At 65.0% G+C, this 18,383-nt stretch carries 12 protein-coding genes; 9 read left to right on the top strand and 3 right to left on the bottom strand.

Annotated features, from left to right (window positions below; genetic code table 11):
- Positions 1–445: 445 nt before the first annotated feature.
- On the bottom strand, positions 446–1,702 hold the full coding sequence (locus E5673_RS10305) for a TerD family protein (RefSeq protein WP_168711600.1): 1,257 nt from the start codon (positions 1,700–1,702) through the stop codon (positions 446–448).
- 398 nt (positions 1,703–2,100) lie between these two features.
- Here E5673_RS10305 and E5673_RS10310 point away from each other — a divergent pair, with 398 nt between their 5' ends.
- The 8 genes from E5673_RS10310 to E5673_RS10345 all read left to right on the top strand — a co-directional run bounded on the left by E5673_RS10310 (position 2,101) and on the right by E5673_RS10345 (position 13,097).
- A complete protein-coding gene (locus tag E5673_RS10310; RefSeq protein WP_136189919.1) occupies positions 2,101–3,342 on the top strand; it encodes a hypothetical protein in 1,242 nt (413 codons plus the stop codon).
- Positions 3,343–3,357: 15 nt separating this feature from the next.
- On the top strand, positions 3,358–3,885 hold the full coding sequence (locus tag E5673_RS10315; RefSeq protein ID WP_136189920.1) for a hypothetical protein: 528 nt from the start codon (positions 3,358–3,360) through the stop codon (positions 3,883–3,885).
- Between the two features lie 10 nt (positions 3,886–3,895).
- Positions 3,896–5,497, top strand: coding sequence for a hypothetical protein (locus tag E5673_RS10320; RefSeq protein ID WP_136189921.1), 1,602 nt, complete (start codon positions 3,896–3,898; stop codon positions 5,495–5,497).
- A gap of 2 nt (positions 5,498–5,499) precedes the next feature.
- Positions 5,500–9,054 carry a hypothetical protein gene (locus tag E5673_RS10325; RefSeq protein ID WP_136189922.1) on the top strand — a complete coding sequence of 1,185 codons (3,555 nt, stop codon included), beginning with the start codon at positions 5,500–5,502 and terminating at the stop codon, positions 9,052–9,054.
- A gap of 34 nt (positions 9,055–9,088) precedes the next feature.
- On the top strand, positions 9,089–10,003 hold the full coding sequence (locus E5673_RS10330) for a hypothetical protein (protein ID WP_136189923.1): 915 nt from the start codon (positions 9,089–9,091) through the stop codon (positions 10,001–10,003).
- 1,327 nt (positions 10,004–11,330) lie between these two features.
- The gene (locus E5673_RS10335) at positions 11,331–11,750 is read left to right on the top strand and encodes a DUF4383 domain-containing protein (protein ID WP_136189924.1); all 420 of its coding nucleotides are present in this window, start codon (positions 11,331–11,333) and stop codon (positions 11,748–11,750) included.
- The gene (locus E5673_RS10340; protein ID WP_136189925.1) at positions 11,747–12,805 is read left to right on the top strand and encodes a hypothetical protein; all 1,059 of its coding nucleotides are present in this window, start codon (positions 11,747–11,749) and stop codon (positions 12,803–12,805) included. Before E5673_RS10335 ends, E5673_RS10340 begins: the two co-directional genes overlap by 4 nt.
- The gene (locus tag E5673_RS10345; RefSeq protein ID WP_247599316.1) at positions 12,795–13,097 is read left to right on the top strand and encodes a hypothetical protein; all 303 of its coding nucleotides are present in this window, start codon (positions 12,795–12,797) and stop codon (positions 13,095–13,097) included. The genes E5673_RS10340 and E5673_RS10345 overlap by 11 nt, the downstream gene beginning before the upstream one ends.
- Here E5673_RS10345 and E5673_RS10350 read toward each other — a convergent pair.
- A complete protein-coding gene (locus tag E5673_RS10350; RefSeq protein ID WP_247599317.1) occupies positions 13,025–14,656 on the bottom strand; it encodes an FAD-binding oxidoreductase in 1,632 nt (543 codons plus the stop codon). The genes E5673_RS10345 and E5673_RS10350 overlap by 73 nt on opposite strands.
- Positions 14,657–15,648: 992 nt before the next feature.
- Here E5673_RS10350 and E5673_RS10355 point away from each other — a divergent pair.
- Positions 15,649–16,716, top strand: coding sequence for a reverse transcriptase domain-containing protein (locus tag E5673_RS10355; protein WP_210731718.1), 1,068 nt, complete (start codon positions 15,649–15,651; stop codon positions 16,714–16,716).
- 332 nt (positions 16,717–17,048) lie between these two features.
- Here E5673_RS10355 and E5673_RS10365 read toward each other — a convergent pair whose 3' ends face one another.
- Entirely contained in the window at positions 17,049–18,098 is a 1,050-nt protein-coding gene (locus E5673_RS10365) for a hypothetical protein (RefSeq protein WP_136189929.1), read from the bottom strand.
- Positions 18,099–18,383: the final 285 nt, after the last annotated feature.

An 18,383-nucleotide genomic window follows, 5' to 3' on the forward strand; every position in this document is an offset into this window, starting at 1 on the left:
CGGAAGCCGCGGCGGCTGATCCGGACGACTTCGCCTGCACCGTCGAGGGAGTGCACGACGGCGACGGACCGATCTACTGCCGCGAGCGTGATCGGGAGGGCAGGAAGATCAAGATACGGCTGGCCGGCCTGGCTGCGCGCGAGATCAACGGCAGTTGCCGATCGAACCAGCCCTGTCCCGCCGCGTCGGGAGAAGAAGCCAAAGCGGAGTTGTTGCGGCTATCCGTGAACCGCGTCCTACGATGCCATCGCGAGGGCATGAGCTACGCGCGAACGGTCGCTACGTGCTCCAATGGCGACGGGGATCTCAGCTGCGCGATGATCAGGTCCGGCACGGCGCTGCGCTGGGAGAGGTACGACCCCCACGGGCGTCTGGTCGGTTGTCGGAATACACGTGCGCCATCCACCGGCGGCGCGTCCTCCGCCGGTGAGTCCCGCGCGCGGGGCTAGGCGTACCGCGTCTTCCAGCGAAGATCCCAGCCGAGGCGCTCGTCCATTTCCTGGTGACCGACGGTGAACAGCGCGAGGCGGGAGATGTCGACGACGCCTTCGCGGTTCGCGAGCTTCACCAGGGCGACCATCCCGTTGCCATCCGGTCCGCCCTCGAGCGACAGCGAGACGGGCTTCCGGCCGGGAGTGGAGAGCATCAGCGAAAGGGCTGCCGTGCGCCAGTTCGGAGCGTCCGACCGGAGGTATGCGAACAGCGTCAGCTCCGCGATGGCGGACCACCGCCCCCCGTTTAAGCGCAGCCCCTGTCCGCCGCGGATCCCGTCGACCTCAGCATGCGTCAGGTGGACGAACGGCGCCGTGTCGAACTGGCCGTTGCCGTCCCATGACTGCACGAGTCCCCGGCGACCGTCGTCGAGCCGATAGAAGCAGCCTAGTTCCGGACGCAGCACCCGGGGGCGACCATGCAGGCCGCCGCACTGGCTGTCCCATGCGAGCTTGACGGCGATCTCGCCGAGGTCTCCCTCCCATGAGGCGGCGGGGTGGTCGGCCGACAGCTTCGTGCTGCCATCGTCGCGTTTGGGAGCGGGCGGCGCGGGGGGTGGCGCCGGTACCGGCGCGGCGGGCGGGGAACGCCGGGCGCCGGCGGCGTCGCGAACGAGTTCGAACTCCCGTTCCGGTGCCGGTGCGTAGGGCGCAGGCGGGTTGCTTGCCGCTGCGTCCCGGAGCGGAGCGCTGTCGTCCTCCGCGACGTCGATGCCGAACGACCTCGCCAACGGCGCAAGCCCGTTGTTGAAGCCTTGGCCATCCGCGCGGAACTTCCAGGCGCCACTTCGGCGGTAGACGGCTGCCAGGCGCATCGCGACCTCCTGCGCCCCGCTCAGATCCGGCTTGAAGGACATCACCGGCTCGCCGTCGACGATCATGGTGACGGCGGTTCCGCGAAACGCGGCCATCGTGCGGTCGGGATCCTCGATCGTCACGCACATCACTATCCGGTCCACGCCGTCAGGCGCGCGCGCGAGATCGAACGCGAGTCGGGTGCTGCCCGGCTCGTTGTCCGTGATCCTCACGCATCCAGCCGCGTCGAAGGGCTGGTTGTAGAAGATCATGTCCGCGTCGGTGCGGACCTTGCCGTCCGGTCCGGTCAGGTAGGTCGACGAGTCCAGGGTTCCCGCGGCAGCCGGCCATTCTATGAGTATTTCGAACCGGGCCGCCGGTAGGGGCGCGTTCGCGCCCATGACTAAGTTCTGCATGACCGGATCCTGGCACGACGGGGTGCGCATCGACTAGCACATTGACGGGAATTGCAAAGATCAGGCGCCTAACACGCCGTAAAATCATGTCGGCGACGATTCCGGTCGACTGTGTGGGGGACTTCGGGCCCTGGTCGGCAACGGAATCGCAGAGCAAGCAAACGATACAAGGCTATGGACTTATACCTGCCCATCGTGAACTGTCGGGAGGTTACGGGGGGACGATGACAAGACGTTTGCGTAAAGTATTGGTGATCGTCGCAGCTGCGGGTCTTACTTCCTGCGGAGGCGGGGAATCACCCTCGATCGACGGGGCGTCCTGCTATCCCGAGGCCGCGCGCGCCTGGATCTCCGGCGCCTCAGGGGCGTCGGGTGCGGCGCGCGATCCCGGTGGTCCGATGTCGGTCTACCTCGACGGTTCGGCAAGCATGGTCGGGTTCATCCGCGGCGGTACGGCGGACGAGAAGCCGCTCGCCGATCTGATCGGCATGCTGCCCTCGCTCGACACAATCGACCACGCCAAGCTGACGATCTCACGCTTCGACCGCAGCTTCACGGACCTGAAGTCGGCCGACGTGTCGCGCATGCAGACCGAGGCGGGGTACCTGTGTCCAGCGGGCAACCGCAACTGCGACGCGCAGGAGAGCCACATCGACCAGGCTTTGGGCCGGGTTGCCGCTGAGGATCCCAAGTCACTGTCGGTCATCGTCAGCGACCTATGGCTGGCGAACAGCGAAGTGCGGACCACGGACGGCGTCGCCCTCTCCAAGCCGCTGGCCGACATCTTCGCGAGCGGACGGAGCGTCGCGGTGTACGGGTTCGAGAGCCCCTATTCCGGTCGCGTAAGCGACCTCCCCAGCGGCAGCAGGACGGTGACGGCGGCCCGTCGCCACCTGTTCCTGGTCGTCGCCGGACCGGTCGAGCGACTGCGGGCATTCCGGGACGCGATGAGGAACGCCCCGTCAGCGTCGATCGCGCGAGCGCTGGGGAACGGCGAGGCCCACTACTCGCTGTTCACCCTGGATCCGGTCGTCACCGCCTCGGATGGCACCCAGCCCTTCGAGCTGAAGGCCGGCGGGCCGTTGACGAAGGCCAGCTTCCTGACTGTCAGGACCGGCGTTCGAGTGCCGCAATACCATCTCGACCGCGGCGCCGCGCTCCGGTCGTCGGGCGGCGGCGGCGCGAGCTGGCGAGGCGTCCCCGAAACGGGTGTGCTGCCGGGCGCGGTCTGGCAGGGCACGAGCCAAGGGACGACGAAGCTCTATCGCCGGTTGGGCGACAAGTGCCTGCCGAAGGGCGGCGACTGGCGGGAGGAGGGGAAGTTGGCAGGCGGCTGGCCGACCGACGGAGGCGCCCGCTTCACGCTCGATCCGTCGGAGCTGGCGACCTTGCCACCGGCCACGTATCTTCTGGTCGGTTCGGTCCGGCGCACGTCCCTGCTCTCGCCCAACCCAGCGACGCAGTGGATGCGTGACTGGAGCTTTGATGCGGCCGGTGAGGCGGTCGCCGTGAAGCAGCCGGTCATGCCGACTCTCAACCTGGCCGAGACCGCGCGCCTCCTCGAGGTCGCGCTGCTGAAGTCGGCCGAGTCCAAACCCATGAACATCGGCGGCTTCGCGGTCGCGGTCGAAATCGAATAAGGGACGGAACAGACAGTGTCATCCAATCTCATCACCCGCATGCTCGGCGTCCTCGGAGTGCACGCGGCGATCGGCGCGCTCTACTGGGCTGTTGTCGAGTTCTGCTTCGCGAAGCAGAAGTCGCTGGCGCCGGATCTCATCGAGCGCCTCGATGGTGACCCATCGCGGATCTCGGCCTATCTTGAGGAGATGACCCGGGAAGTGCTGTTGGCGGGGATCGGCGGCTTGCTGGTATCGGCGGTGCTCGCATGCCTCTGGCTGGTCCTGATCGACCGCAATCCGCCGATCGGCGACAAGTCCGCGCGCGGCAAACGCGGCTCCTGGGCCGGGCTGATGATACTCGCGCTCGTGGCGGCGGTCGGCCTGTTCTGCGCGAAGGTGGTCCTTGCCCCCATCGCGACGCTGTTGGCGGCGAGCGTGCCTGTGAACGCCGCCGGCCTGGGCGTCATTCTGGTGGCTCTTGGCTATTGGCTGAGCACCGCGGCGTTCGCGCCAGCCAGCACCAAGGTCGCCGTCCCCGGCGGCGGCCTGTTCGGCGGCTGAGGGACCCGACATGGCCATCAACATACTCATCGGCATAGGCGGCACCGGCGCCAAGATCGTGGAGTCCGCGCTCTACCTTCTCTCCGCCGGCGTCGGACCGAAGCCCAAGGTGATCATCGGGCTCGTGGATCAGGACAACAGCAACGGGAACGTCGTCCGGACCGAGCAGCTGCTGAAGCTGCTCGTGCGCCTGCGCGGGCATTTCGCGGCGGGCAAGGCCAACCGGATCGACTGGAGCACGGACGAGGCCGCCGGGGGGTCGAACCTGTTCTCGATAGAGGTCGAGCCCCTCTTCGCCGAGAACGCTCATTGGCGTCCGTCTCCGGACAACATGCCGACGCTGCGGCACGTGATGCAGCACCAGGACATGTCGGACGACGAGAAGGCGTTGTTCGACCTGATGTTCCGGGGCGACGGCGCGTCGTCGGCGGACGCCGAGCAGACGATGGACCTGGGCGAGGGGTACCGCGGCCGTGCTCACGTAGGCGCAGCGGCGCTCGTCTCGGCGATCAACCACGATCAGCCGGAGTTCCTGGCGCGCCTCGTAGAGCTCATGCAGGCGAGCGCGGGGGGCGAGGAGGTCCGCATCTTCATGGCGGGCTCGCTGTTCGGCGGCACGGGCGCCGCAGGCTTTCCGACGATCGCCCGGCTCCTGCACAAGCTGCGCGGGCCGGACAACAGGCAGCGCATACAGGGCGACAAGATTCACATCGGCGGCTCGCTGATGCTGCCCTACTTCCGCTTCGGTCCGCCGAACGACGAGAACGCGAACGTCATCACGTCCGCTCAACTCCTTCCACAGGCGCGGGTCGCCGTAGAGTTTTACCAGAGCCTCCTGCAACAGGAGAAGGTCTTTGACCGACTCTATGTCTCGGGTTGGGAGAAGATGTTCGATCTCGGCTACCACGAGCCCGGCCGCGCGGAGCAGCGCAACCCAGCCTTGCTTCCCGAACTGGTCGCAGCGCTCGCCGCGATGGACTTCTTCACGCTCGACGCCAAGGACCTGCCTGCCAGCTCCCCGCTGATCGCGGCGCGCCGCGAGAGCGAGTCCTTCGGATGGGCGGATCTGCCGGCGCACCCCAAACTGAAGGGGCCGCTGTACGACCGCTTGGGACGGACGCTGCGCTTCGCCCTGTGGTGGCGTTACCGCGTCGAGCCGGCGATCGACGACAAGAACGTCTTCGGCAGCATCAGGGCCGGTTGGCTGAAGAAGCAGGCGGTCGACACGAACTGGCAGGTCGACACCCCGGAAGCCCGGACGGACATAATGCAGTACGTCGACTCGCTGCTCCACTGGGCATCGGCTATCCGCCTCTTCAGCAGCGGAACGCTGGGCGCATTCTCGCTGTGGAACGGCGAGCGGCTCTGGGCGCGTACGGAACGGAGCAGACCGACGTCGCCCGTGGAATTCCATCCGAGCCGTTCGGAGGAAGAGTCTCAGGACGACCTCGATGCCATACTGTACGCCAGCGACGACGGTGGGAAGCTAGCCGGCGCCGCGGTGGTCTTCAAGGAACTGAACGAGACCGTCCCCACCGGTGACAGCCAAGGCCTGGGCCGATTGGTGTCCGCGGTGCACCATGTCGCACGTCCTCTTCGCACCGGGAACTGAAGATGGCCAACGAACCGATTTTGCTTCTCACGCCGCTGCGCAAGGGCGGCCACAACTTCAAGGACGCCACCGGTTTCGGCAGCTGGCAGCCGATCTCGGGCACGTTGGGCGAACTGGGCGGCGCACTCGACGTGGACGAGAAGGCGCAGGTCGACGTGGTGCGTTCCACGCCGGATCCTTGGGCGCAGGCGCGCAGCTTCGCGGACGCCATTCTGAACCCCGCCCATCGGTCCGGGGCGCTGGTCGCTCAATGGCGTGGACTGATCGCCCTCTTCGGGCTCAGCGCTTACTACGAGGACGTCTACAAGCTTTCGCTGGTCGCCGTGCCGCTCTCGGGTCGGAGCTCGCGCTTCGCCAGCGTCATGACGCACCTCTTGCCACAGACGAGCCTGGCGGCGCCCGACGGCGACGTCAGCCACGCCTGGGACCGCCCCATCATCGTCCGCCTGTTCGAACTCGACAAGGAGCGTCGACCGACCGGTGCCGGTCGTGATCTCGGCATCCTCAATCCCGCCAGTCTGGTGGCCGCGGGACGGGACGGCGAAGCCGTTCGGGTCGCCGGCATCCCGTGGATGCTGAGGGGCATCACGGATCCCACGCGCCTCGTCGGCAACGACGCGTTGCCACCGGTCGCCCTGCAGATGCTGGGGGACTACGTGCAGCGGCTGGACGGCGAAGTCGCGAAGATGTGTTTGGGCCGAGGCGGCGCCGATCAGCAGGCCTTCCTTAAGAATCTGCGGGACAGGCTGCAGTCGTTCCGCGACGACTGCCTGGATGTAAGGCTGCACCCGGACGTCGGGACCCGGACGGTCACCATAGAGCCGGGTGAGCAATGGGGAGAGGGCCTGCCCCACCTGTACGAGTTGCTCGCCAGCCCCATGCGCGCGAAGGCACCCGAGCCTGGGACGTCCGACTGCATCATCCGCCTGCGGGACGATCTCGGAGACGCGCCCCCCTTCAAGGGCCTCGTCCTGCTCGATCCCGCACTGGCGACGGTCGATCGCCCAGCGTCGCGGATCGGCTTCTGGGGCACGAAGACACTGCACCAGGTGATCTCGGGAACCGTGTCCGAGCAGGCGGGTATCCGAAAGATCATAGCGGAGGCGGGCTACCTGATGGTCACTCCGGACGATCTCCTGACCCGCGTGCTGGTGACGCTCGACGACGACGAGCGGCCGGCGCGCATAGCGTCCCACCCGGACGGGCTCCACAACTGCCTGCTGCCGTTCTCCCCGCTCGTCCTCCTGATCCGCAAGCCGGACGAGCTCGCGTCGAGCACGTCCGTCAACCGGGACGGCAAGGTCCAACTGGCCCTGTCCGTCAGCGGCCGACCGCACGTCGTCTCGCGCAGGTACGTCGAAGCGCCTCAGGGAACCGAGGGCAGGCTTCTGCGCGAGGTGGACTGGGGGCTCGGCGACTTCGCGCTGTGGCCGAACTTCCGCAGCGACGTCTGGCGGCATTACTGCGCGAGGATCGATTACTCCAGCAACAGTCTGAACCGTCTGCGTGGCCGCTTCGCCATGTCGGGGAGGCTGCTGGCCGATTTCATGCGTGACGCGCAGAGCCCGGAACGGCGCGCCGATCACATGGCGCCGTGGGCGAACAGCGCCCCGCTCGACAACCGCGGGACCGCCGCTGTGCTCGACCGCATCCCGGAATTCGAAGGCCGCAAGTTCGTCGGACCGGGATTGACGCGACTGCGGGCCAGCAACTCCGGGGGTCGGGCATCCGAGATCCAGATCTCGACCACGCCGTACGAGGCGGCGTTCTTCTCGGTCGCGGTAGATCCGAACGAGCCGCCGTATCCGGCGGGCCTGAGCGTCCTGCATATCCCTGAGGTCGCCAATCCCAACGATCGTATCGGCGTGGCCGCCATCGATTTCGGGACGACCAACACGGTCGCCTGCCTGAACGAGACGGTACCGCTGCGGTTGGCCGCCCGCATCGTGCATCCCGTGGAACCGGCCAACGACAAGGGGTCGGCATTCCAGGCCTCGGAACTCAACCAGAAGTTCCGCGACTTCCTTCCCGCCGACGAGCGCAGCCTACCTAGCCCGACCGTGATCATAGGGCGGCCGCTTGACGCGCCCGGACGTGAGCTGCTGGATGCCGATGGTGCGTTGAACGACGCGCTGCTCATCAGGCACCTGATGTACTTTCAGCCGGACTTCGCCGAAGACGGCACCATCAGCGCCATCCCGATCAAGGAGTGGTCGGCGCTGCTCAACAACATCAAGTACAACCTCAAGTGGTCCAGCGCTCCGGAGATGCGCGACGCCGCACGGCGGTTCCTGCGTCAGCTCATGCTGATGATTGCCTGTGAATGGACCGCCAAGGGCGGCAACCCCGCCAATCTCAAATGGCACTTCTCGCGCCCCAAGGACATGGGAGACGACGCCGATTTCCTTCGCCAGCTCAAGCTCGCGCTGGCCGACGTCGTGCCGACGCCGGCGGCGGACGCCGTTCGTCCGATAAGGTACGAGGGGGATGCCGCCGCCGCATACATCCTGGACGAGAACACCAAGGCGCAGGGGACCCGGGGCGCCGTCAACATCATCCTCGACATCGGCGGTGGCACCACCGACATCGCGATCTGGGACAACGGAAAGCCGATCAAGCAGCTGTTCTCGACCTCGATGCGGCTGGCCGGCGGCGACTTCTTCACCGACCACATCATGCGCAATCCGGAGATCCTGGAGGATTTCGGGCTGAAGGCGTGGTCGAGCGTCATCCAGCAGCTCAACAAGGAGTCGGATGCGGAGCTGCGAGCCAACATACACTACATCGGCGAACTGCTGTTCAGCGGAAGGACGCTCGACAATGCGATCGAACGCGAATGGAGCCGGGTCAGCGGCACCGACAACGTCCGCTCGCTGAAGGAGACCTCATACCTGTTCCTCGGCGGGCTGGCGTGGTTCGTAGGCCGCCTGCTGCGCAACCTCATCCGCGACGGCGAAATTCCGAGATCCGCGCTGGGCGACATCGCGGTCGCGTTCTGCGGTCGCGGTTCGGGTCTGTTCGTCCGGCTCCACGGACCGGATCCCCGCGCGCAGACGGAGATCAGCAAGCTCATGCTGCTGATCGCCGTGGCGGCGGGCGAGACGCGGCCCGCCTATCCGCAGGTTCAGGTTTCGCCGTTCCCAAAGATCGAAGTCGCCGCCGGCATGATCATCGCCGCTAGGGACGACCAGTTCATTGCGCCGGCCAGTGCCGACGCGACACACGCGGGGATCGACTTCGGTGACGAGGTCGGCGCGGAGCCGACCGTACTCGCCGAGACGCCGGAGGATCAGGTGTACTCGGCATTGCCGCTGGACGTCGGGATCGAGGATCTCGATCCCTTCCTCAGGGCCTTCGCGCGCGTTTCCGGGTTCACCGTCTCGATAGACGACAATCAGCGGGCCAAGCTCATCAACGGCGTTGCGGACATCGACCGGGAGGATGAGCGGGACGGACGACCGCGGCAATCGGAGTTCGCAGCGGTCCTGAAGGCTCTGGTGGGGCTGATAAGGCTCAAGCCCTCCGAGAACATGCGTCCGAAGACGGTTTGGAAATGAGGGCCGTGGCCCGCCATCGGCAAGGTGATTAACAATGGGGATTCCCACCATCGTCGGCCTGTGTGTGGCCGGCGTCTGCCTCGTCCTCCTCATCATCGCGCTCGTGCAGCTCAGCGGGCTGCGCAGCGCGTTGTCGGAGACCGACAAGCGTGTCCGGCAACTGCCGCGACCCGCCGAGGACGCCGGACGCATCGACCGCACCGCCTCCATGCTTCAAGTCCTGCTGGACCAGATGAGGCGCCTTGACGAGGCCGTTGCCACCCTACGGCCCAGTTTCTCCTCGCCGACGCCTGCATCCGCAGCGCCACCTCCACCGCCACCCCCATCCCCACCTCAACCGTCGGCATCGGCCGAACGCGCCGTCGCCGCACCAAAACTCATTGTAGACATCGGTAGCGATGGCCAGGGGCTCAAGGGCCGCGCCTTCGAACCGTTCCCGGAGGAGCGCGCCTCCGCCGACAGGACGGCCCCGGCGCCTGCGGCGGAGCAGGTGGCCAAGCCTTGGGTCGCCCCCGCTTCGGAACCGCCCCCCTCGCAGGCGGCTACAAGCGAGCGCGAGGTCGAGGTGCTCGATGAATACCGCAAGCTCATAGCCCAGCCGAGAAAGGCCGAGATCAACCGTTGGACAGACGATCACGATGGTGAGAGCTGCGAGGCGACGGACGACGGCACGTTTAGGCCGCTTGACCGGGAAGCGGGTGGGCTTCTCGTCCTCCTTCCGCTGGGTCGTGACAGGGCGATGGTCCTGCCGGCTGGCCGAATGGTGGTGGACTTCGCGACCAACTTCGCGAATGCGCTCAGCCTGCGTTCCGTGACGCGCCAGACGTTCGAACTGGTGGAGGATGGCTCCGGGGTCCTCAGGTTGGTGGAGCCTGCCTACGCCGAACGTCTCGAAGGGGTGTGGCGGTTGAGCTCGCCCGGACGGTTGTCGGGGCTCAATCCCGGCTAAGCGCTATTTGGTGAAGTCGCAGGACTACAGGCATCGGGACCGCCGGCGCGCGGTTGGCGTACCGTTGTGCACCAGTGTGGAAGTAGATCTATGAAATGGTATGCGGGGGTGTCGTTAATGGCACCGTTGGTTGAGGCAGGACTATCAACGTGTATGTTCAAGGTCGCGATGGCGATCTTAATGGCCGCGACGTTTGGAGCCGGTGGCGCGTACGACGCGCAACTGGCTCCAAGGCGGCGGTCTGCTGGGCAGCCCCGACGACGCGCAAACCGGTCGTTACGCGACTGGCGCCCCAGCGGGTGGTGGTCCTGCTCGGAGCAAGGGCGGATTGGCACGCCCGTAAGGGTTTGAACATGCGCCCAGTTGCTGCCCTCGATATGGCCGATGTAGATTGGCCCTGAATCTCGATCGCAAAAAATAACGAGACCCCATCCGAGGGGACCCATAGCGAGGGCCAATGGAGCGCAGCCTCCGAATGGACGGTCCCTGATATGATCGTCCACGCTGCCCATGCTCTATCCTCGACTTTCGGGCAAAGGCGCTATGGCAAATTCCGCGGTCCCTACCTCGCTCATACGGGGCGGGTCGCGACCGGAGCCGTCCCGATCGGCCGTCCCGTTGCCTAACATGAATAGATGGCAGAAGTTGGGAAGCTCCAAAGAGCCTCTGAACGACCGGGTATGGGTCAAAGGCCCGCCGGTCGCCAAGCAAAGATCCTCGGTATAAAAGGCATGCCGCGATCACGGCAAAAAGGACGCCATCGTCATAATCGAGCATCTCACACCTGACGCTTATGGCCTCCTTATCCTAGCACCTGAGATTGCGCTTGGCATTGGCTGGCTTGGCAGCGACAGGGTCGTAGGTCGCGGAGCCATTCTTGACCTTTTAAATGAGGCCGCTCGTTTCAACGGAGACGAACGACAGAGAATAACTATCCATTTGCCCAGCAGAGCGCTTACGCTCCGATTGGACGAGATCGAAAGATACTACGGAGCGTAACACTGCTGTGCGATGGTAGCTGAATGGACGCCCGCTTAGCACTTTAATGAGCCGAGTGGCCGGAAGTCGGTCTTCCAGACACTCATCAGCATAAACTGAACTGCGAAAAGGGGGTGCGTCATCGTGACTTTGCACCTTTGAGGCCACATCATTTGATCGAACGAACAACCACCGTCGCCGGGCCCGATAAGGAGGCGGGGTACCTGCGTAGGGCTTGTCGTCGGTCAGCGACATGAGCGATGCTGGCCCCGGCAAGCGGGACGGGCTTTCGGTTGAACTGGATTCGCTTGGCTGTCAGGCTCAAACTAATCGATCGGGGAGAGGCGCGATGGACACGATACGGCGGATTGGCTGGTTCTATTTCATCGGGTTCATGGCGGTCGTCGCGATCGGGTATGTTCCCGCATTCCACGATGCCAACGGCAATCTGTTCGGGCTGTTCAAGCTCGACCTGTACGACGACAGCCTGCACGCATTCTCGGGAATATGGGCCGGGGTCGCAGCTTGGTGGTCCTATGCCGCGACGCGAACCTATTTCCGGCTGTTCGGTCCGCTCTACTTTGCCGACGGGGTGATGGGGCTGTTCCTGGGCAGCGGCTATCTGGACGGCGGCATCTTCCTGTACGGGCCAATCCAACAGTCGCTCTATGCCCATGTCTTCGCCAATCTTCCGCATTTGCTGATCGGCGGGTATGCGATCTGGGTCGGCTATCGGTTGGCTGAGACGCAACGGACGGCGGTCGCGTGAAGCGACGCTGGCGCCTGCTCACGGGCCTTGGCGCTATAGCAGCCGCGTTGGTGCTGGTGCCGATCGGCGGGATCGAACTGGGCTGTCCCGCGGTGCCGGGGGGCGCCAAGATGCCGCCGGGCCTGAGCATGGTTCCCGTCGCCGCGCGTCGGCCGGAGGCGCGGACTTGGCTGACCTATCCCGAATGGCACATCGTCTATTCGGCGGAAAGCCTTGGTCGGTATCTCCGCAAGGGCGGGCGGCCTAGCGGGTATGACTATGGTGCGGATGTCGCCGGCTTCTGGCGCAGCTATTGCGCGATCAACCGCATCGCCGGGGCACAGCCGGGTGCCGCCGACGCCAAGCAGATGATCTACGTCATCGGCATCAGTTTCACTGTCGAGATGGCAGTCAAGGCGGGCTGGGAGTCGACGATCGGCCGGGTCAGCGAATGGCTGGGTGGCTGGCACAGCCCGGAGGATCGCTACGCTGCCGGTGTTCAGCAACGCTATGGCGCCTTCATGCATGAGGTGCCGTGGTACGGTTTCGATTTCGTCGGCGCGCTCGCGGGTTTGTGGAGCACGCATGGCGCCTGGTCGATCGTCCGCCGCCCCGAGCGACGCGTCGCGTTGAGCGCGGAATATGGTATCAAGGCAGTGTATGCGAAGGGGATCGGCGCGCTCGCGGCGATGCAGCCCGACGCTACGACGCTGGTCATGACCGTAAATGCATCGCCCCAGGCGATCGCGGCCGTCGATCCGCGACTGCGTCCGCTGGCGACGGGGAACGGGCGCACGCGCGTGAGCGCGCCGCGTTACGGGCAGTTCACCGACTTGCTGTTCAAGCTGGCGGAACATCGCCTTGAGGTGGAGAGCATTGCCGGCAACCGCACCATCTTCATGACGGTGCTTGCGCCGACCAAAGCGGTGCCCAGCACGGCGCTGCTCGCGATGCCGCTCGGCGATCGCCCGGGCTGGTCGCGCTACGGCGTGACCTTACCGGTGACGGAGTTGACGGCGCGCATCGCCGCTGTCCGCGCATCGGGGGCGACGATCGAGCACGTCTATGATTACTAGGGTCGCGCGCGGGGCGGCGCTGGCCCTGCTGGTGCTCGGACTTTGGGCGCTGGTGATGATCGCGATGCCGTTCGTCGGCCCTGCGGGCCGACAGGTAGCGGTGATAGGCGACGGCGCCGCTGCGGTGCAGGCGATCGCAGCGGCGGGCGGCAGCGTCGTCGAGGTCCGCCGCGGTGCGACGCTGGCGCGCTCTGCCGATCCCCGCTTCGTGGCATCGCTCTACGCCGAGGGGGCGCCGCTCGTGATCGAGGGGCGGGTAGCCGCTGGTTGCTTCGCGAAAGCGGGCGCGTAGCGCGCGTACCATGTGTTGCTGAAGAGACCGTCGGGATCCCAAGCACGCTTGGCGGCGAAGAACGCGCCGATCTCGGGATAGGCGCGTTCGAGCTGCGCGGACGAATAGTGAAGCTGATACGGCAGGAAGAACCGCCCGCCCTGCTTCGAGGTCAGGTCGATGAGGTCGCTGGTCAGCCGGCGCATCCTCGCAGTCCCTTCCGCGGTGGTCGGCTGATTGAGGTAAAGGACGACCGAAAAGGCGGGGGCAGGGGCATAGGACAGCGCGTTGTCCTCGATCCCGACCGCACGGATCGAGGCGTTGACGACATTCGCGTCCTGCGCCCGGAAAATGTCGCGCATGCCATCGATGAACGGCACGATCCGGTCGCGCGGCACGAAATACTCGTGGAGGATATCGGTTTCGCCGGGGAGGTCGTTGAACAGATAGGCGACTGAATCGTGCATCGGGTCGTTGCGCGCGACCAAGCAGGCTTCGCCCGCCCCCTGCGCCCGCGCGCGCGTCACGGTACATGTCTCGATCCGGTGCTCAATGTTCTTTTCGCTCCACCATTTTAGCGATTTGAACAGGTCGTTCTTCTTGGCGAGGTTGACCGTCAGCCGCCGAACCTTGGTCGACGCGACCTCGCCCAACGGTTGCCGCAGCAGCGCCTGATCCTCGGGGAAGCGCCGATACTCATACACCAGCGCCTCCTGCAGCAGTGTCTTGGGCGCGGTCGAGAGGTGGACGTAGCTGAGGCCGACACTGGGATCCGCGGCGATCCGCGCGAACGTGTCGGGAAACGCGCGATAGTCGATCAGCTGGCGTTCGGAGCGGTAGATGTCGTTCGGCACGACATCGAGCACCGCGGAGAGGATCACGGCGAACAGCCCATAGCCGCCGACGATGTGGCGGAAGAGATCGGCATTCTCGTTGCGCGAGGCGGTGACGACCTGGCCGTCGGCGAGCATCACGCGCAGGCTGCGCAACGATCCCATCACCGCGCCCGCCTGATGATCCATGCCGTGCGCGTTGACCGAGACCGACCCGCCGACCGAGAAGATGTCGGTCGACTGCATCGCCTTCACCGCGAAGCGGGGATGCACCGCAAGCTGGATCGCATGCCAAGTCGCGCCGCTGCCGACGGTCACCGTCCGCGCGTTCTCATCGAGCCGGATCGTCTGCATCCCCCGCATGTCGAGCACCACGCCACCCGCGCGAAACGCCTGTCCGCCCATCGAATGCTTCACGCCTGCCGCCGATACCGGTAGGTGGTGTGCTCGTGCATAGGCGAGCGCGGTCGCGACATCGGCCTCGCTGCGTGGGCGGACTACGCCCGCCACGGCGGTACGGCTGAGGCAGCTCGCGTCGTTGACGGTGCCGCCGCGTTGCGACCAGCGCGGCTCGGCAAGAGTGGCCGACGCAGTCGATGACGCAATCCCGGGCAGGTGGGGTAGAACGTCGGCGCAGTCCTTGGGCCCGGTCGGGTCAGCCGCGAGAGGTGCGACATAAAGCGCCCCGGCGCCGGCGGTTAGTGCCAAGGCGGAGACGCCCACGAGAAGATATCGGCGTCGTGACACGGGACCTCGCCTTCTGCGCCATGATCGCGCCCGAGCCGTTGCCAAGGTCGCGTCTATGATGTTCGTTGCTAACTCGCTGAGGGCAGCCATGCAAACCCAGTTGGCCACGCAGGGTCAAAGCCGGCTGTCTCGGTTGCCCCATCGCTGTCCGGTTGCGAGGACATCCTGTCGAAGGGGTGTTTTGATCGCTCAGAACCCGGATCGGCGGTGACCGACGAGTCCGCTCGCTACTGCCAGAGATCCGTTCGTCGTCCGGCTCGCCCTCGACCGCCTCTATTCATCACTCTCGATTGATGCCGCATCCTCGATGCGCAAAGATTTCTATGCCAGTCACCCTCTGCCCCGCCCATCAGCGCGGTCCGCGTCGCAGTTGTCGGCATGCGCCAGATGGCTTTCGCGACGTGAACGAACGTCCAGTTCTGAGCGGCTGAAAATACCCGAGAATGTCTGGGTATGGGGTGCGCCGTGCAAAGGCGGCGTTTTCTAGTGGGTGCGAGTCCCACCCGGCTAAGAGCTCCAGCCGGAAGCAACCGGGGCAGGCATGGAGGTAACGAAGTGTTTGAAGCCCCCGGATGACGGTCACGTAGGTGACCGTGCGAGTGTGCAGGCCGCAACGTGAGTGAACGCTGAGCAAGCCTCGAAAAGGACGATGTGCAGGCCGACCCGACACCCATTTCGGGGAAGGCTGATACAGACGGGCGAGTTTGAGCGACGTTTGGAGCTCGTCTGCTGCACCGGGGTAATGGCGGCAGCATGTACACAAGGAAAGCGCACGCAACACGGGAAGCCCCATCACGTGCTCAGGGATGAGCAACCGGACGCCTGTGAGGGATGGGACGGGCGCGATGGGGTGGCGGAGAGGCCCGTAGTACCGTGGAAACCGAGTAATGTCGGTGGAGGGAAGGGGCCTTGGTTCAAGGCAAACGCAGCAAGTGGTGAGGGACAGGGGATTGGGAAACCTATCAACTCCGAAAAGCGTCCGGGACCTGCAGATGGCGTTACATGCGAAAGCTAAGGCGGAAGCCGGTTATCGGTTCTACGCGCTGTACGACAAGATCAGCCGCGACGACATTCTGGCTCATGCCTACGCCAAGTGCCGCTCTAACAAGGGCGCACCCGGGGTAGACGGTCAGGACTTCGCGGATATCGAAGCGTATGGCGTCGAGCGGTGGCTGGCAGAACTGGCGCTTGCGCTCAGAGAGAAGACGTACCGACCGGAGCCGATCAGACGGGTCCATATACCGAAAGCCAACGGCAAACTCAGGCCGCTGGGCATATCCACCGTGCGGGATCGGGTCTGCATGACAGCAGCGATGCTGGTGTTGGAACCGATCTTCGAAGCCGACCTTCCACCAGAGATCTACGCCTATCGTGCTGGGCGCAACGCCCAGCAGGCCGTGGTCGAGGTAGAAGACCAACTGTATCACGGACGTCCCGATGTCGTGGACGCCGACCTCGCCGACTACTTCGGCAGCATTCCCCATCCCGAACTGATGAAGTCTGTGGCACGCCGGATCGTCGATCCACGCGTGTTGCACCTGGTCAGGTTGTGGCTGAATTGTGCTGTTGAAGAGACCGACGATAAAGGTCGGAAGACGCGAACGACGGCGGCCCGGGATCAGCGATGTGGCATCCCGCAAGGCTCACCCATCTCACCACTGTTGGCAAATCTATACATGCGCCGGTTCGTGCTGGGATGGCGGAAGCTCGGCCTTGGGCAACGTCTTGGTGCTCGGCTCGTCACCTACGCCGACGACCTCGTCATCCTGTGTCAGAAGGGCAATGCGGAAGCTGCGCTCGACCAAATGCGCAGGCTGATGGGCAAGCTGAAGCTGACGGTGAACGAGGAAAAGACTCGCATCTGCAAGGTGCCGGACGAGACGTTCGACTTTCTGGGCTATACCTTCGGGCGGATGTACTCGGCGAAGACGGGGCGAGCCTATATGGGCCATCGGCCGTCCAAGAAGAGCATCAAACGGGCCGTGGACATCCTTGTAAGCCGGATCTGGCAATTCAGCGCCATGCTCCCTCGAATGCTGCCACCGATCCAGTTTTCATAGACGGCGCCGCATTCGGATGTTCGATAGGCCACCCATGAACGCTCGGCCTGAACGAGCTTCTGTTCCGATGCGAGTTCACGCTCTTCTCGAAGGCGCTTTATCGCGGCCTTGTAATAGCGGTTCAGCTCGGCATCGGCCTTGTCAAAACGACCTGCGAGGCAAGCGTCGATTTCTTGCGTCGACGATCCAGGGCATTGGCCAGCATCGGGCACTGCAACGGCTAACGCCAAAGCAATGATCGCTAACATCATGGGCCTCCGGTCTTGGATATCTGAGCGCCGATCCGCTGCCCGAAGGGGTCGGGCTTTGCAACGCGCATCCGTAGGATACGGCTACGGTCGAGTAGCGCGCGGGAGACGCAGCGATGACCACGGGATGACCGCCCAATCCGGCGCGTCGCATGGGCGCTGCGCTCTCGGGAAATAGGCGCCCAGCCAAAGGCCCTTTTCGGAAAGCGCCCATGCCGGAAAATCCCAGACTTCGGGATCGGAATAATCGCATGCGTCGTCGTCGCCCTTGCTCGGCGGCGCCATCTCTTCGGGATGAAAGCGCTTCAGCAACGCGACGACGCCCGGCGCGAAGCGGTTGCTGCGATATGTGTACCACGCGTCGCTATTTTCCGCCGGAACCGGTTCCGATCCGAAGGGGAGCAGCGCGTCCAGTACCATCTCGCCGCCGGTAGCCGTGTCATAGCTATGGCCCTCGGTGCCGAAGTCCGGGTGTGCGGTACCTGCACAGCTCCAGCTACTCGTCCAGACATAGCTCATATGGTTCACCCCGAGCCAGGGCTTTTCCGCCGCCGCAACATCGGTGCCGGGCTTTCCGTCCGATCCGGTGCAGGCAAACCACGCGGAGACATTCTGCCATTGGTTGCGGGCAAGCGCGTGGTTGACCGCCACCACCGCCGCCGTGGAATAGCCGCTTTCGATCCGGAACAGCCGGATGCCGGAAAGCGGTTCCCGATACCACCGGATCGTCTTGCCGTTGATCGTCTCGCCCTGCTGCGGGGTGAGGTGGAGACCAGCGAGACGCCAACGCTCATAAACGCTGAGTTTGGGCGGCAGGTCGGCCGGAAGCCCGGCCGGACCGGCGGCCGGATGCAGGCTTACGGCCAGGCGTCTGGCCTTGGCAGTCGTCAGCGTGCCGACAAGGTTCGGTCCAATTCGCTTCAAGAGCAAGTGATCGCCGGTCGTGCGCGACTCCAGAGTCAGCGTTGTTCCCACAACCGTGCCGGAAAGGTCGATGTCGAGCCGCGACGTCTGGTAGAAATAGTGACCATCGACCTCGCCCTTGTCCTCCGTCATCGCCACGACGATGCGCGCGGTACCGGCCACGCCTTCGAACACCGTTTCCGGCGCAGCCGAAGCGCTTGTCGGCAGCATCAGAGCGCAGAACGCGGCGGCTAGAACATGAAGTCGATGCATGGAAAGACCGAACCGTGGGATGGGTATGAAGCCCCGCGTTAAGGCATCTCCACGCCGACGGCGACCGCAAACAGACATGACGGATGGCGGCAATCAGGGCCGGCCCGCGCCGACCAATGGTCTGCTCGGAGGCAAGCGACATCGTATGCAGTGGCGTTTCAGTGTGACTGCAGCCACAGGGTTCACCAACTGCACCTGTTGCGCGAAAACGCTCGGGTCATACGCGTTCGGCGTAACAGGGGA

This window comes from Sphingomonas sp. PAMC26645 (genome assembly GCF_004795835.1).
Taxonomy (GTDB): Bacteria; Pseudomonadota; Alphaproteobacteria; order Sphingomonadales; family Sphingomonadaceae; genus Sphingomonas.

What these genes read in the sequence shown, in the direction of transcription:
- E5673_RS10310 (WP_136189919.1), top strand. Translation starts at nt 2,101, where the DNA reads ATGTCGGTCTACCTCGACGGTTCGGCAAGCATGGTCGGGTTCATCCGC.
- E5673_RS10355 (WP_210731718.1), top strand. Translation starts at nt 15,649, where the DNA reads ATGGCGTTACATGCGAAAGCTAAGGCGGAAGCCGGTTATCGGTTCTAC.
- E5673_RS10365 (WP_136189929.1), bottom strand. Translation starts at nt 18,098, where the DNA reads ATGCTGCCGACAAGCGCTTCGGCTGCGCCGGAAACGGTGTTCGAAGGC.
- E5673_RS10330 (WP_136189923.1), top strand. Translation starts at nt 9,089, where the DNA reads ATGGGGATTCCCACCATCGTCGGCCTGTGTGTGGCCGGCGTCTGCCTC.
- E5673_RS10305 (WP_168711600.1), bottom strand. Translation starts at nt 1,702, where the DNA reads ATGCAGAACTTAGTCATGGGCGCGAACGCGCCCCTACCGGCGGCCCGG.
- E5673_RS10345 (WP_247599316.1), top strand. Translation starts at nt 12,795, where the DNA reads ATGATTACTAGGGTCGCGCGCGGGGCGGCGCTGGCCCTGCTGGTGCTC.
- E5673_RS10325 (WP_136189922.1), top strand. Translation starts at nt 5,500, where the DNA reads ATGGCCAACGAACCGATTTTGCTTCTCACGCCGCTGCGCAAGGGCGGC.
- E5673_RS10335 (WP_136189924.1), top strand. Translation starts at nt 11,331, where the DNA reads ATGGACACGATACGGCGGATTGGCTGGTTCTATTTCATCGGGTTCATG.
- E5673_RS10320 (WP_136189921.1), top strand. Translation starts at nt 3,896, where the DNA reads ATGGCCATCAACATACTCATCGGCATAGGCGGCACCGGCGCCAAGATC.